Origin of the sequence: Mesorhizobium shangrilense (assembly GCF_040537815.1) — a bacterium.
GTDB lineage: Bacteria > Pseudomonadota > Alphaproteobacteria > Rhizobiales > Rhizobiaceae > Mesorhizobium > Mesorhizobium shangrilense.
In genome coordinates this window covers 163,834-178,254 of record NZ_JBEWSZ010000002.1, presented here as the reverse complement: position 1 = coordinate 178,254, position 14,421 = coordinate 163,834, and the positions used below count along the sequence as shown (strand labels likewise).

Sequence of the window (14,421 nt, the reverse complement as noted above, 5' to 3'; positions counted from 1 at the left end):
TGGGGAGAGGTGATGGGCCGCTTTGACGGAGCGACTGTGCTGATCACGGGTGCCGCCGGCGGGCTGGGCAGCGGTGCGGCCAAAGGCTTTGCCTCGGAAGGCGCGCGGCTGGTTCTCTCCGACATGAACGAGGCTTTGCTCGAAAGCCTTGCCGCGACGCTTGGCACCCAAACAGCGATCCTGGCCGGCGATATTTCGGACGAAAAACTATCCGAGGACCTGGTCGAGCTGGCAGTGAGAAAATTCGGCCGGCTGGATGTCGCCATCAACAATGCCGGCATCGTCCAGAGCTTCGTGCGGCTGCCGCAAGTGGCGTCGGACGAGGCCCGCCGCGTGCTGGAGATCGACCTGCTCGGTGTCTTCTACGCGATGAAGCACCAGATCCCGCAAATGGAACAGCAGTTCAAGGCGACAGGGAAAGGCGGCACCATCGTCAACATCGCTTCGGTCGCCGGGCTGGTCGGCGCACCGAAACTCTCGGTCTACGCCGCCGCCAAGCATGGCGTCGTCGGGCTGACGAAATCGGCGGCTGCCGAATACGCCACCAAGGGCGTTCGCGTGAACGCCATCTGTCCGGCCCACACGCGAACGGCGATGGTGGACGGGTTCGTGCGCATGTCCGGCACGCCGGAAACCGATGCGCTTGCCGAACTGACGCGCGGCGTACCCATGAAGCGCGTCGGCGAAGTCGACGAGATTGTCACCGCCATCCTGTTCGCCGCCGATCCCGCGAACTCCTTCATGACCGGCCATGCGCTGGCCGTGGACGGCGGCGTCGGCGCGGTCTGAAACATACCGTTGGGGGAACCAACCCCGCCCTTGTCCGTTTCCGTACAGCGTATATAATTTAGCCAGGCATCAACCAACAAAAGGCAGGCAGGCAGTGCCGCTGAGCGTCCAGAAGCGCCGGGAAAAACACAAGGCGGAACTGCGCAGCGAGCTTGTCGAGGCCGCGCACAAGCTCGTCCAGGAAGAAGGCTATGAAGGCCTGACCATCCGCAAGCTGGCCAAGCGCGTCGGCTACGCGCCGATGTCGGTCTACTCCTACTTCGCCGACAAGCAGGACATCCTCTTCGCGCTCGCCGAGGACGCGTTCGAGACGCTGGCCCGGCGCATCGAGGAGCATCCGTCCGACGATCCGATCGAGGCATTGCAGGCGGTCATGACGGAGTATGCCGCCTTTGGGCTCGGCAATCCCAATGAATACCGCACCGTGTTCATGACCGAAAAGACCAGGCCGCCGGAAGGCAAGACCTTCGCCGAGATGGAAGAAGGCAACCCGGCGATGAAGGTGCTCATCAGACGGGTCGAAGCTTGCGTTGCCGCAGGCAAGCTCAAGGGCGACCCGCGCGCCATCGCCACCATGCTGTGGGCGGTGGGCCACGGCACGATCTCCTTGCTGATCACATTCCCCTTCTATCCGTTCGGCGATCCACGGGCCTTCGTGAAGCGGATGTGCGACTCCACGCTGGCTTCGCTGAGCATGCAGGACGTGCCGCCGCTGACCGAGACCCCGGTCAACTGCTGACCATCACCTCCTTCGTCCCACATTTCCTCACCACCCATCCCCCGCCGAAACCGGGGCGTGGAATTTTATGGTTAACAAAAATCTAATGTACGTGTACGATTTGGCTTGAACTTCGAGATCGGCAGGCGTATCTGTACGGCATATCGTACACGTACGAATAAAAATTCACCGTCGAAAACGGAGACTGACAATGAAAAAGACAATCCTCACCCTCGCCGCCGTGCTGGCACTTTCGGGCTCGGCATTCGCCGCCAGCGCTACCCAGCCCGTCAAGCAGGCGCCAGCCGCGGCGACCTGCGTCGATGCCAAGACCCATGTGAAGCTTGATTGCAGCGCGACGGGATCGATCGAAAAGGCGACCAGTTCCACCCAGGGCAAGGGCCCGAAGATCGGCATCGACATCAACCCGTGGATCGTCCCGAGCTTCTAATCTGAAGCAGCGGAAAGCAGACCCTCGGGCCGATCTCCTAGGGCGGAAACTGGTTCCGAAAAGACCTTCTCAGGCGACCGTCAGTGGTCGCCTCGCAGCCGAACTCTCGAAGGCCGCGTCGATCAGTTTCTGCATGTCGGCGGCACGCCGGAAGGACGGATCGCCATTTCGGCCGGCGTCGAGCGCCTCTGCGAAACGCCGGGCATTGCGCTTCACGATGGTTAAGGACAGCGTTCGCCAGCGCTGATGGTCGATATCCTTGCCCACGCAAACCGACAGGTGCGAAACCTTGCCATCGGTTTCCACCTTGATCGCACCCTTGGTGCCGTGCATGGCCAGCGACAGCTCGTTGGTGTTGCCGGTCATGTAGCGGCTGGCAACGATGGTGGCGAGCGCGCCGGATTTCATCCGCGCGGTTATGGCGGCGCTGTCATTGGCATCCAGCACATAGTCGCCGATCCGGTCTCCCTCGGCCTTCGGAAACGTCACCAGATCGGCATGCAGGCTGACGATATCGTCAGCCGCGCCATAGGTGGCGAAGTCCAGGATGTGGATGCCGACATCGCCCAGGACGCCTGTCGAACCGTGCCGGCTCGACAGGCGCCACAGCCATTTGTCCTCCACCCGCCAGTCACCCCACGACTTGCTGACCAGCCAGCTCTGCCGGTAGCTCGCCTCGACATGGCGCAGTTCCCCGATCTCGCCGGCCTGCACCATGCGTCGCGCTTCCTGGATCGCCGGTGAGTTGCGATAGGTCAGGTTGACCATGTTGACGACCCCGGCCGCCTCGGCGGCCTCCGTCATCACCAGCGCATCGGCATGGTTCGGCGCCAGCGGCTTTTCGCAGAAGACATGCTTGCCGGCGGCAAGCAGCGCCAGCGTCGTTGCCTTGTGCGCGCCATCCGGCGTCGCGTTGATGGCGGCGTCGAACTGGCCCCAGGCGATCGCCGCTTCCAGGCTCTCGAAGAAGTCACCGATTGTGTTGGTGGCGGCGAACGCGGCCGCGCGGCCCGGCACCTGGTCGACGCAGGCGACGATACTGCAACCCGGGATCTTGGCAAACTCTTCGACATGGTGCCCGGCGATGCCGCCGGTTCCCAACAAAAGCAGACGGTGCATCAGCCCAAACCCCTGATCAACTGAGACCCTTGTCGCCATCGGCATGCAGGCGCAGGCCCTTCTGGACGATCGTCTCCTTGGCCGCGTGCGTCGGCACGTTTGGCGCATTGGTGATCCCCGACCATGCCGGCGCGGGATTGCGCGCCCAATGGACGGCGTTGCGCAGTACCTGCTGTACGCCCTCATTGTGATAGATCGGATAGGTTTCGTGACCCGGGGAGAAGTAGAAGATCCGTCCGGCACCACGCTGGTAGGTCAGTCCCGACCGGAACACCTCGCCACCCTCGTACCAGGAGACGAATACCGTCTCCATCGGCTCCGGCACCGCGAACGGCTCGCCATACATTTCCGTCTCGCCGATCTCCAGGCATTCGCCGATGCCCTGGGCTATCGGATGGCCGCGATTGATCGCCCACACCCGCTCGCGCTCGCCAGCCTCGCGCCATTTCAGCGAGCAGGGCGTGCCCATCAGCCGCTTGAATATCTTCGAGTAGTGGCCGGAATGGAGCACGATCAGACCCATGCCTTCCCATACCCGCCTCTGCACCCGCTCGACGATCTCGTCCCTGACCTCGCCATGCGCGGCATGGCCCCACCACAACAGGACTTCGGTGGCAGCAAGACGCTTTTCACTCAAGCCGTGCTCGGGCTCCTGCAAGGTGGCGGTGGTCGCCTCGATGCCCTTGTCCTGGTTCAGCGCCGCGGCGATGGTGCCATGCATGCCCTTGGGATAGAGGTCGCGCACGGCTGCGTTGGTCTGCTCATGGACGTTCTCACCCCAGACGACGGCTTTTATCGGCATTTTTCATCTCCCAAAGCGCTTTAAATAGCTGATATGGCAGTACGTTGAGAAGATGGCGCTTCAGCGAAACTGGGGAAATCAGGGCTTGCGGCTCTTGCGCCCGGGAACGGTCTTGGCCTTTCCCGGTCTTGCGGGAGCCCCGGGAATGGCCGTTCCGGTGATCGATATCGGGTCGCTGGCCGGGAACGTGTCCTCAAGCCCTTCTTCGAGCTCCTGCTCGACGCTGGGCTCTTCGCGTTGCTCTTGCTCCAGGGAGCGCACGGCCGGCGACTTCTTGACCTGTGATTTCGGCGCGGATTTCGACGGCATCGGCATTCTCCCTCGGCTTGCCCAGGAGAACGGCCCGCTGCCCTGAACGTTCCTGACCGCTTCAGCCGGAACCCCGGCGGTTCGGATCAAGCCGCCCCGTCGCGCGCCGCCTCTGACAGGAAAGTAAAGACATAGTCCGAGAAGGAACGCCAGCACTCGACCCGGAAGTCATCTGGTGCCTTGCGCAACAGCACGATCTCGGTCTTGCCCAGGATGGTGCGCGAACACGCTCCCACAGGGAAGGCATCGAGCGAAAGATCCTGCGGACAGCCCGCATTGATCGTCGCGGCCGCACCTGCGCCAGTAACGGCAATTGCGATGTTGCGATGTGAGATGCCGACAGCTGAATGCAGTGCGGTAACCCCTGCGCAATCGGCGAGCGGATCGTTGCCGGCCTCGTCGATGACCAGCCACTCGTCAGGGCCAAGCCACAGCGCGGTGCGCCCGGCCTTCGAGGCCGAAGTCTTTTGCTTCTGCGGCAAGGTCACGCCGAGTGCTTTCGACAGCGCAGCAATCGATGTCTCCGGCGCGCGCAATGAAATACGCTCGGCCGGCGGCAGCACCTCGACCTTGACGTTGGTCGAGGTGGTCGTGCGTCCGGCCAGCGCCGGACGGCGTTCGACCGAAGGCGATGTCGCCGGGGCCGTTGTCTTTGCAGCAGCCTTAGCCATTGAGGCGCCCTCCCGTCTCGTCGAAGAACACCATGCCGGTAACCGCCACTTCGATCACCCCATTCGGCATCGGCACATAGAGTGTGTCGCCCATGCGGTCGCGGCCACCGGCGACCAGCGCCAGCGCGATCGAGCGCCCGCAATTCTGCGACCAGTAGCTCGACGTGACGTGGCCGATCATCTTCATCGGGATCGCCTGTTTGGGATCCTCGACGATCTGCGCGCCCTCTTCCAGCACTACCTTCGGATCCTTGGTCTTGAGGCCGACAAGCTGCTTGCGGCCCTTGGCGACAAGATCCGGCCGCGTCAGGCCGCGGATGCCGACGAAGTCCGTCTTCTTCTTGCCGACCGCCCAGTCGAGACCGGCGTCGTTCGGCGTCACCGTGCCGTCCGTATCCTGGCCGACGATGATGTAGCCCTTTTCGGCGCGCAGCACATGCATGGCCTCGGTGCCGTAGGCGGCCGCACCGTGCTTCTGGCCCTCGGCCCACAGCGCTTCCCAGACGGCCTGCCCGTAATCGGCGGGCACGTTGACCTCGAAGCCGCGCTCGCCGGTGAACGACATGCGGAACAGGCGGGTCGGCACGCCACAGATCTTGCCTTCGCGCACCGACATATGCGGCAACGCCTCATCCGACATGTCGATGCCTTCGACCAGCGGCGCGATGATGTCCCGCGACTTCGGCCCTTGCACGGCAATGACCGCCCACTGCTCGGTGGTCGAGGTCAGCCAGACATTGAGATGCGGGAATTCGGTCTGGAGATAGTCCTCCATGTGGTTCATGACGCGCGGCGCGCCGCCCGTCGTCGTCGTCACATGGAAACGGTCCGGCGCCAGCCGGCCGACAACGCCGTCATCATAGATGAAGCCGTCTTCGCGCAGCATGATGCCATAGCGGCAGCGGCCAGGTTCCAGCTTCTCCCAAGGATTGGTGTAGAGCAGTTCCATGAACTTGGCCGCGTCCGGGCCAACCACTTCGATCTTGCCCAGCGTAGAGGCATCGAACAGGCCTGCTTTGTTGCGAACAGCGACGCATTCGCGATCGACAGCCGCGTGCATGTCCTCGCCCGCCTTGGGAAAATACCAGGCGCGCTTCCACTGGCCGACATCCTCGAACACCGCACCTTGTGCTTCGGCCCAGGGATGGATTGCCGTCCTGCGTGTCGGGTCGAACAGCGGCCCGCGCGCATGGCTGACGATGGAACCGAAGGTCACCGGCGTATAGGGCGCCCGGAACGTCGTCAGGCCGACCTCCGGGATCGGCTTTCCCAGCGTCTCCGCTGCAATCGCCAGGCCATGCATGTTGGAGGTTTTGCCCTGGTCGGTCGCCATGCCGTTGGTGGTGAAGCGCTTGACGTGCTCGATGGAGCGCATGCCCTCATGCACCGCCTGGCGGATGTCCTTGGCGGTGACGTCGTTCTGGAAATCGACGAACGCTTTCACCGTCGTGTCCGGCCCGGCGCCGGGCGCGGCACCCAGCATGCCGCGCGACCAGCTCTCCGACGCGTCGACCTTCGGTTTCGTCCCCTTGGCCGTCTTCGCGCCGGCATCCCTGGCCGCCTTGGCGCCCGCCGCATAGGCCTCGTCCACGCTCGCCGACAGGCCGTCCGTGCCGTTGCAGGCGCCGACGGAGACACAGTCCTGTGCGTAGACGCCCGGCACGAAGCGCTTGGTCTCGTCGTTGAAGGCGACCTTGCCGCGCGATTGCGAGAACAGGTGCACCGACGGCGTCCAGCCGGCCGACATCAGGATCGCATCGACGGGGATGGTGCGTTCGCCGCCGCCGTTCTTCGGCTGCACGGTCATTGACGACACCCGCAGCTTACCGCCGGCGCGGATCACCGCGCGGCCGAAATTGACCTCGATGCCCAGCGCCCTCGCCTCGTCGATCACCGGTCCGGTCGGATGGTCGCGCAAATCGACGATCGCCGCGACGTTGACGCCGGCCTTCTTCAGGTCGATCGCCGCCGCATAGGCGGAATCATTGGCGGTGTAGACGCCGACATTTTTGCCGACCGCGACGCCATAGTGATTGAGATAGGTGCGGGCAGCACCTGCCAGCATGACGCCGGGACGGTCGTTGTCGGCGAACACCATGTGGCGCTCGATGGCACCGGACGCCAGCACGACGCGTTTCGCACGCACCTGCCACAGCCGCTCGCGCGGCAGATCGTGGCCAGGGGCCTTCAAATGATCGCTGACGCGCTCGACCAGCCCGACGAAATTCTGCGCGTAATAGCCGAACGCCGTCGTACGCGAGAGCACGCGGACATTGTCCATGGTGCTCAGCTTGGCGATCGCCGCCTGCGCCCAGGCAAAACCGTCCTGGCCATCGATCCTGGCGCCGTTCTCGAAGCGCAGGCTGCCGCCGAACTCTGCCTGCTCGTCTGCCAGGATGACGCGCACGCCGGTCTCGGCCGCGGCAAGTGCCGCCGCGATGCCGGCCGCACCGCCGCCCAGCACCAGCACTTCGCAATGCGCATAGCGCGACGAATAATGGTCAGGATCAGGCTTGTCCGGAGATACGCCGAGGCCGGCCGCGGCGCGGATCTTCGGCTCGTAGAGGCTCTTCCAGGCCGCCTTCGGCCACATGAAGGTCTTGTAGTAGAAGCCGGCCGAAAACATCGGCGACGCCAGGTCGTTGACCGCGCCGACGTCGAAGGACAGAGAAGGCCAGCGGTTCTGCGACTGCGCGGCAAGCCCGTCATAAAGCTCCTGCACCGTCGCCCGCACGTTCGGCGTCTTGCGCGCCGCGTCGCGCTTGATCTCGACCAGCGCGTTCGGCTCCTCCGCGCCGGCCGACAGGATGCCGCGCGGACGGTGGTACTTGAACGAGCGGCCGACCAGATGGACGCCATTGGCAAGCAGTGCCGAAGCCAGCGTGTCGCCCTCGACGCCGGTGTAGGACTGGCCATCGAAGCTGAAACGGGCGGTCTTGGCCTGCTTGAGGCGGCCGGCACCGGAAATGCGGAAAGTACCGCTCATTTGGCAACTCCCGGGAGCTTCGACGGCTTCGGCTCGCCGGCCTTGTAGGTCATGAGGAACTTGTCGGTGACGGTGTCGCGCACCGCGTTGAAGAAGCGGGCGCAGCCATGGATATGCCGCCAGCGCTCATAGATGATGCCCTTGGGATTCGAGCGGATGAAGAAGAATTTTTCGAAATCGTCGTCGCTCTCGCCGGCCATGTTGGCGGAGCGCGCTATATGCGCCTCGCCGGCGTTGCGGAATTCGAGCTCCGGACGCTCTTCCTCGCAATAGGGGCAGCGGATGAGAAGCATTTGTGTTCGTTCCTACAATTCGCCGTGGCCGACATGGGCGCCGGCCGGTTGATCGCAAAGCCTCTGGCCCAGGGCCGCGAACGGCGCGACGAGCCGGATGCGCTCCTCCACGCTTGCGGCAGGCCGAAACAGGTCGCGATACGCCATGTTGCCGATGGTGAGCTGGATCGGATCGGTGGTGACGATGACGCGACGCGGCTCGAATGGTTCGTCCTCGCCCAGATTGGCAGGTCTGTTCTCGATGAACATGACCACCTTCTGCCCCCCGCTCCAGACGCAGGCCAGCACGCCATTGTCGACGGAGAACGGCCAGCTGGTCTCGTTCTCAGTGCGGCTGATCGGCTGCGTGCGCACCTCGGCCGCCGACGGGATGTGGAACATGCCCTGTTCCCCCGCCAGCACCAACGGCATGGCGACAGCCATCTCGGCCATCATCATCAGTGTGCCACCGCCGCCGCCGCGGCCTCGTCGATCAGCCGGCCGGTACGGAAGCGCTCGATGGTGAACGGTGCGTTGATCGGGTGCGGATCATCCTTGGCGATGGTGTGGGCAAAGACATGGCCCGAGCCCGGCGTTGCCTTGAAGCCGCCCGTGCCCCAGCCGCAATTGACGTAGAGGCCTGGCACCGGCGTCTTGGCCAGGATCGGCGAACGATCGGGCGTCACGTCGACGATGCCGCCCCACGAACGCAGCATCTTCATGCGCGTGAAGATCGGGAACATCTCGCAGATGGCGTCCAGCGTGTGCTGCAGGATATGCAGGCCGCCGGTCTGCGAATAGGAGACATATTGGTCCGTGCCGGCGCCGATCACCAGCTCGCCCTTGTCGGACTGCGAGATATAGGCGTGCACCGTGTTCGACATCACCACGCAGGGCACCACCGGCTTGACCGGCTCGGAGACCAGCGCCTGCAGCGGATAGCTTTCCAGCGGCATGCGCACGCCAGCCATGTTCATGATGACCGAGGAATGACCGGCGGCGACGACGCCGACCTTCTTGGCGCCGATGAAACCGCGCGTCGTGTCGACGCCCATGACCGCGCCATTGGCCGCACGCTTGACCCCGGTGACCTCGCAATTCTGGATGATGTGCACGCCGCGTGCCGAAGCGCCGCGCGCATAACCCCAGGCAACCGCGTCGTGGCGCGCCGTGCCGCCACGGCGCTGCAGCGCCGCCCCAACGACCGGATAGCGCGCATCCTTGGAGATGTTGAGCGGCGGGCAGAATTCCTTCGCCTGCTCCGGTGTCAGCCATTCATTGTCGATGCCGTTCAGCCGGTTGGCGTGGACATGGCGCTTGAGCACCTGGATGTCGTGCACATTGTGGGCGAGCATCATGACGCCGCGCGCCGAATACATGACGTTGTAGTTGAGCTCCTGGCTCAGCCCGTCCCACAGTTTCAGCGCATGGTCGTAGATGCCGGCGCTCTCGTCATAGAGATAGTTGGAGCGGATGATGGTGGTGTTGCGGCCGGTGTTGCCGCCGCCAAGCCAGCCTTTTTCCAGCACCGCGACATTGGTGATGCCGTGCACGGTTGCGAGATAATAGGCGGTGGCCAGGCCATGGCCGCCGGCGCCGACGATGATGACGTCGTATTCCTTCTTGGGCTCAGGCGAGGACCACTGTTCCTCCCAGCCCTTATGGCCGCGCATGGCCTCACGGGCGATGGCGAATACCGAATATTTTTTCAACGTCCTGGCCTCGCAAATGGCGGCAGGGCGTTCACTCAGCCCCGGCGCGCGAGGTGTATCACTAGCGAAACCGCGCTGTCATCCTTGCGCTGTTTGCGACGGCGCTTGCCGTTTTGCGCCGTGGCGAAAAAGACGCATGCGATCTGGCTCATCCGGCTGCCGTGGGCCAGTATCCTCAGCACTTGAGGACGGAGGTGACGAATGGGCAACGCCTGGTGGAATCTGACATTGCGCTTCCTGCTGGAGCTTGCCGCCTTGCTCGGCCTCGGCATGGCGAGCTGGAGCATCTCCGGCGAAACATGGCGCTGGATCGCTGCTCTGGTGTTGCCGCTTGTCGCAGCGGCGGCTTGGGGAACCTTCGCGGTATTGGACGATCCGAGCCGGTCAGGTCGGGCGCCGGTGCCAGTACCGGGTGCGGTGCGGCTGGTGCTTGAACTCGTGATCCTGTTCGGTGGCGCGGCCGGATTCTATCTGGCCGGTCACACCACCACGGGCATCATCATGGCTCTGCTCATCCTCGTCAGCTACGTATTCTCGATCGATCGCCTGGGATGGCTGTTGCGGCAGTAGTCGCCCAATATCGCCTTTTCGCCTGCAGCGAACGGGCTCCGCTGCGACGACCGCCAGTGCACCCCCCGCAATTCAATCCACCTCATTTTTCGAGTACGGCAGAGCCGTATTTATTTTGCCTCGTCGGGCGTCAGCCTTTTCAATTGAGGAGGGCCACCGCCGTGAAGTTCACCGTGCGGGTAGGTCCGTTCCCAGTACCGGCCGTCGTGCGGGTCTAGATAGAGCGTTTCCCAAGCACCCGACTGCGGGCTATCGGTGACTTTCTGCAAATGATGAGCCAACAGCCATTCAATCCGCACGCAAATTGGGTCACCACGAACTTTGCCATCTTGAACAATCCAACTACCTGTTAGCAGCTGCTCATTGGGTTCGAGTTTCGTCATTGTTTTGGAGCCACGGTGCTGGTGGTTGCGCCAGATGGGACAGGTCCGTTCGCAATAACATACTCTGGCGCGCCTCCAGCCGTATAGCCACCAAGATCCAACTGCGCGGGTATCGGGTGTCGTCAGAAGGCGTGGCCTGAGATCAGCCCATCTTGTTGCCGGCACCAGTCGGCCAGACAGACGGAAGGATCACAGCAATGCTCGCACTCGCCAACAAGATCGCCATCGTCACCGGCGCCAGCTCCGGCATCGGCCGCGCCACCGCAAAACTCTTTGCGGAGGAAGGCGCCAGACTTGTTGTCGCCGCGCGGCGTCAGGCAGAACTCGACACGCTCGTCGAGGAAATCCGGGAGGCCGGCGGCTCGGCGGTCGCGCTCGCTGGCAATGTCACGGAGGAAGCCTATGCGAAAGCGCTCGTCGAGCTTGCGCTCGACAGTTTCGGCGGACTCGACATCGCCTTCAACAATGCCGGTTCCGTCGGCCTGATGGGTTCGGTCCCGGAGATGGCGCCTACGACATGGCACGAAACGATGGACACCAACCTGACCAGTGCCTTTCTCTGCGCCAAGCATCAGATACCGGCCATGCTGGACCGTAGCGGCGGCTCACTGATTTTCACTTCAAGCTTTGTCGGCCGGACCGCAGGCATACCCGGCATGGCCGCCTACGCGGCCGCCAAGGCCGGGCTGATCGGTTTGACGCAGGTTCTGGCCGCCGAATACGGCCCGCAGGGCTTGCGCGTCAACGCGCTGCTGCCCGGCGGCACCGACACGCCCGGCGCCACAACGACCACGCCGGAGGCGCGGGCGTTCGTCGAAGGCATCCATGCCCTGAAGCGCATGGCGCAGCCGGAAGAGATTGCCCGCTCGGCGCTTTATCTCGCTTCCGACGCGTCGAGCTTCACCACCGGAACGGCGCTGTTCGCCGATGGCGGCGTCTCGATCAACCGGACGTGAAGCGTTTTACGGTCGAGGCAGCGCCGGCAATCGACAATGTCGCAAAACCGGCCTTGCTTTTTCGGCGCGATTTGGCGATTGCGTCTTCCTGGCGAAGGCCTCTGTTTGAAGATGGGAACCATGCTGCTGATCAGAACCTATGTCGCACAGAGCGCAATCGAGGGTGTCGGCGTGTTCGCCGCCGAGCCGATCCGCAAAGGCGCGTCGATCTGGCGGCTCGATCCTGACTTCGACCGGCTGATCCCGATGGACAAATATGAGGCCGCGCCGCCGCATCTTCGCGAATTGCTCGACAGATATGCCTATCCAAGCCCTGATCGTCCGGGCTTCATGGTCTATGAAGTCGACAATGGGCGTTTCATGAACCACGCCGGAAATCCGAATACGGACTTTTCGCAATATGGCGGGGCGACCGCGACGCGCGACATCGCCGCCGGCGAGGAAATCACCTGCGACTACGGCGAGTTCTTCGAGGATTTCGAGCGGCTTCACCTGGCAACGGCCTAGCCGCGGCGAGGGACTTGGCGGCGAACGACTCCTGATTGGCCTTTGCATTCGATTCCACTGTGGACAGCGCGTCCCGATTCTGCTATCAGCCGCCACAATTCGTGGTGTAAACCGCTGCGGAGGCTAGGTGGCTATGGTCGCCTGCCTGATGATATCAAACCCGAAAGACAGGATTGCCCGTGCAGGTACTCGTCCGCGATAACAATGTTGACCAGGCGCTTCGCGCTCTCAAGAAGAAGATGCAGCGCGAAGGCATTTTCCGCGAAATGAAGATGCGTGGTCACTACGAGAAGCCTTCCGAGAAGCGTGCCCGTGAAAAGGCGGAAGCCGTTCGCCGCGCCCGCAAGCTGGCCCGCAAGCGCGCACAGCGCGAAGGCCTGCTGCCGATGACGCCGCGTCCGGTCGCCGCAGGTGCTGCCGGTGCGGGTGCACCGCGTCCGCCGCGGTTCTAACGCCAATTTTTCGTCCTTTTCGAAGGATACCAAGGGTGGCGCGATGCGGAATCGCCGCCACCTTTTTGTTTAGAGCGAAGTGGCTCCATTTGGACGCACAGCATACGCTCTGACATTTTGCGATGACATCGAACCGGCCCGGAGGGGGGAACCGGAGCTGAGCGAGACGGCGTAAGCGAGGACAGGGCAGACATGAACGCAATCCCCGTAGAGCGCAGGGCCGCATTTCGCGGCTTCGCCCTGACGGCAGTCCTGCTCTCAGGGCTGGCCCTTGCCGGCTGCCAGACGAACAACCCGAACGGCGAGTTCAACAACATCGACAAGGCGCAAGGCTCGAGCGGGAACATCTCGTCGCTGTCGGCGGTGATCCAGCGTAGTCCCCAGGATCCGGAAGGCTACAATGTGCGCGGCTCCGCCTATGGCCGTGGCGGCCAGTACCAGGCGGCGCTGAAGGACTTCAACACCGCTATCCAGCTCAACCCGAATTTCTACCAGGCCTATTCGAACCGCGCCCTCATCCAGCGCTTCCTCGGCAATCAGGCCGCCGCGCTCGATGACTACAACAAGTCGATCCAGATCAACGGCAACTATGACGCCGCCTATATCGGCCGCGGCAATCTCTATCGCAAGGCCGGCCGCACCCAGGACGCCTTCAACGATTTCCAGAAGGCGATCCAGCTCGATACGACCGACGCGCGCGCCTACCACAATCGCGGCCTGATCTATCAGAGCCAGGGCCAGCATGCCTTCGCCATCGAGGATTTCTCGACCGCCATCTCGCTGGCGCCGGACGCGGCCGAGCCGTACAACGGCCGCGGCCTGTCCTACCTGGCCACGAACGACGTGGACAACGCTTTCGCCGACTTCAACATGGCGATCAAGCTCGATGGCAGCAACGCCGAGGCATGGGCCAACCAGGCCCTCGTCTACGAGAAGCGCGGCGACAAGGCCAAGGCAGCGAAATCCTATCGCGAATCCATCCGCCTCGATCCCACCTACCAGCCGGCCAAGGACGGCCTGGCTCGCGTCAGCTGATCAAAAACTGTTGCCAGATGGCGGTTTCCACCGCTGGTCCAATGCAGCTTTGGCCCCTCCGCTAACGGTGCATTAACTGTTGCCTTGATCGCGCCAAGTTTTCGACGGAACGCTCGGGGGCTCTCGACCGTTATTCGAAGCAATTTGCGAAAGGACCCTCCCATGATCAAGAAACTCGCCTGTGCCGCGGCTCTCGCCACGGCAGTGTTCGCCGCTGCCCCGGCTAGCGCCGGTAAGCTGCAACTCGGCACGCTCGACTGCACGATCGACGGCGGCACCGGCTATGTCATCACCTCCAACAAGGGCGTGTCCTGCGTCTTCCGTCCGCATCACGGCGGCCCCTCGGAAGTCTACACCGGCGTTATTTCGAAGCTCGGCGTCGACGTCGGCCAGACGCATCAGGGCCAGTTGGTTTGGGCCGTGCTGGCGGCAACCAGGGACCGCAACGGCGGTGATCTCGCCGGCAACTACTACGGCGTGAACGCCGAAGCCGCCGTCATCACCGGTGGTGGAGCCAATCTGCTGGTTGGTGGCTTCAACAGCGCCTTCATGCTGGAGCCGCTCAGCGTCCAGGCCCAGACCGGCGTCAATCTTGCTGTCGCCGTCACCTCGCTCGAGCTGATCCACTCGTTCAAGTAAGCTTCTAAATCAACCTCTGTCGTTGGGCGCGGAACCGGATAGGATAACCC

The 14,421-nt window shown here is 63.4% G+C and carries 18 protein-coding genes; 9 read left to right on the top strand and 9 right to left on the bottom strand.

The window, feature by feature from the left end; all coding sequences use genetic code 11:
* The first annotated feature begins 12 nt into the window (after nucleotides 1-12).
* From ABVQ20_RS25570 to ABVQ20_RS25560, 3 genes are all read left to right on the top strand, one after another.
* Entirely contained in the window at nucleotides 13-789 is a 777-nt protein-coding gene (locus ABVQ20_RS25570; protein ID WP_354462440.1) for an SDR family NAD(P)-dependent oxidoreductase, read from the top strand.
* A 94-nt stretch (nucleotides 790-883) separates the two neighbouring features.
* Complete coding sequence (locus ABVQ20_RS25565; protein WP_354462439.1) at nucleotides 884-1,528, top strand: TetR/AcrR family transcriptional regulator; 645 nt, start codon at nucleotides 884-886, stop codon at nucleotides 1,526-1,528.
* A 190-nt stretch (nucleotides 1,529-1,718) separates the two neighbouring features.
* The gene (locus ABVQ20_RS25560) at nucleotides 1,719-1,958 is read left to right on the top strand and encodes a DUF680 domain-containing protein (protein WP_354462438.1); all 240 of its coding nucleotides are present in this window, start codon (nucleotides 1,719-1,721) and stop codon (nucleotides 1,956-1,958) included.
* Nucleotides 1,959-2,027: 69 nt separating this feature from the next.
* Here ABVQ20_RS25560 and ABVQ20_RS25555 read toward each other — a convergent pair whose 3' ends face one another.
* The 8 genes from ABVQ20_RS25555 to ABVQ20_RS25520 form a co-directional block, all read right to left on the bottom strand.
* Entirely contained in the window at nucleotides 2,028-3,077 is a 1,050-nt protein-coding gene (locus ABVQ20_RS25555) for a Gfo/Idh/MocA family protein (protein WP_354462437.1), read from the bottom strand.
* A gap of 16 nt (nucleotides 3,078-3,093) precedes the next feature.
* Complete coding sequence (locus ABVQ20_RS25550) at nucleotides 3,094-3,879, bottom strand: ThuA domain-containing protein (protein ID WP_354462436.1); 786 nt, start codon at nucleotides 3,877-3,879, stop codon at nucleotides 3,094-3,096.
* A gap of 78 nt (nucleotides 3,880-3,957) precedes the next feature.
* Nucleotides 3,958-4,188, bottom strand: a complete 231-nt coding sequence (locus tag ABVQ20_RS25545; RefSeq protein ID WP_354462435.1) for a hypothetical protein — start codon at nucleotides 4,186-4,188, stop codon at nucleotides 3,958-3,960.
* 86 nt (nucleotides 4,189-4,274) lie between these two features.
* Nucleotides 4,275-4,859: a sarcosine oxidase subunit gamma gene (locus ABVQ20_RS25540; protein ID WP_354462434.1), complete on the bottom strand. Its 585-nt coding sequence runs from the start codon at nucleotides 4,857-4,859 to the stop codon at nucleotides 4,275-4,277.
* Entirely contained in the window at nucleotides 4,852-7,845 is a 2,994-nt protein-coding gene (locus tag ABVQ20_RS25535; protein ID WP_354462433.1) for a sarcosine oxidase subunit alpha, read from the bottom strand. The genes ABVQ20_RS25540 and ABVQ20_RS25535 overlap by 8 nt, the downstream gene beginning before the upstream one ends.
* Entirely contained in the window at nucleotides 7,842-8,138 is a 297-nt protein-coding gene (locus tag ABVQ20_RS25530) for a sarcosine oxidase subunit delta (protein ID WP_354462432.1), read from the bottom strand. The genes ABVQ20_RS25535 and ABVQ20_RS25530 overlap by 4 nt, the downstream gene beginning before the upstream one ends.
* Nucleotides 8,139-8,150: 12 nt before the next feature.
* Complete coding sequence (locus ABVQ20_RS25525) at nucleotides 8,151-8,573, bottom strand: hypothetical protein (RefSeq protein ID WP_354463137.1); 423 nt, start codon at nucleotides 8,571-8,573, stop codon at nucleotides 8,151-8,153.
* Between the two features lie 2 nt (nucleotides 8,574-8,575).
* Nucleotides 8,576-9,829 carry a sarcosine oxidase subunit beta gene (locus ABVQ20_RS25520; RefSeq protein WP_111548724.1) on the bottom strand — a complete coding sequence of 418 codons (1,254 nt, stop codon included), beginning with the start codon at nucleotides 9,827-9,829 and terminating at the stop codon, nucleotides 8,576-8,578.
* Between the two features lie 201 nt (nucleotides 9,830-10,030).
* Here ABVQ20_RS25520 and ABVQ20_RS25515 point away from each other — a divergent pair, with 201 nt between their 5' ends.
* A complete protein-coding gene (locus ABVQ20_RS25515) occupies nucleotides 10,031-10,399 on the top strand; it encodes a YrdB family protein (protein ID WP_354462431.1) in 369 nt (122 codons plus the stop codon).
* 110 nt (nucleotides 10,400-10,509) lie between these two features.
* Here the strand turns inward: ABVQ20_RS25515 and ABVQ20_RS25510 are convergent, their stop codons facing one another.
* The gene (locus ABVQ20_RS25510; RefSeq protein WP_354462430.1) at nucleotides 10,510-10,782 is read right to left on the bottom strand and encodes an Imm27 family immunity protein; all 273 of its coding nucleotides are present in this window, start codon (nucleotides 10,780-10,782) and stop codon (nucleotides 10,510-10,512) included.
* 197 nt (nucleotides 10,783-10,979) lie between these two features.
* Between ABVQ20_RS25510 and ABVQ20_RS25505 the strand changes: the two genes are divergently transcribed.
* The 5 genes from ABVQ20_RS25505 (at nucleotide 10,980) to ABVQ20_RS25485 (ending at nucleotide 14,371) form a co-directional block, all read left to right on the top strand.
* Complete coding sequence (locus ABVQ20_RS25505; protein ID WP_354462429.1) at nucleotides 10,980-11,738, top strand: SDR family oxidoreductase; 759 nt, start codon at nucleotides 10,980-10,982, stop codon at nucleotides 11,736-11,738.
* A 120-nt stretch (nucleotides 11,739-11,858) separates the two neighbouring features.
* Complete coding sequence (locus ABVQ20_RS25500) at nucleotides 11,859-12,245, top strand: SET domain-containing protein (RefSeq protein ID WP_354462428.1); 387 nt, start codon at nucleotides 11,859-11,861, stop codon at nucleotides 12,243-12,245.
* 179 nt (nucleotides 12,246-12,424) lie between these two features.
* Nucleotides 12,425-12,697: a 30S ribosomal protein S21 gene (rpsU, locus tag ABVQ20_RS25495; RefSeq protein ID WP_023675331.1), complete on the top strand. Its 273-nt coding sequence runs from the start codon at nucleotides 12,425-12,427 to the stop codon at nucleotides 12,695-12,697.
* Nucleotides 12,698-12,889: 192 nt separating this feature from the next.
* Nucleotides 12,890-13,732, top strand: coding sequence for a tetratricopeptide repeat protein (locus tag ABVQ20_RS25490; protein WP_354462427.1), 843 nt, complete (start codon nucleotides 12,890-12,892; stop codon nucleotides 13,730-13,732).
* A 162-nt stretch (nucleotides 13,733-13,894) separates the two neighbouring features.
* Entirely contained in the window at nucleotides 13,895-14,371 is a 477-nt protein-coding gene (locus ABVQ20_RS25485; protein WP_354462426.1) for a DUF992 domain-containing protein, read from the top strand.
* Nucleotides 14,372-14,421 lie beyond the last annotated feature (50 nt).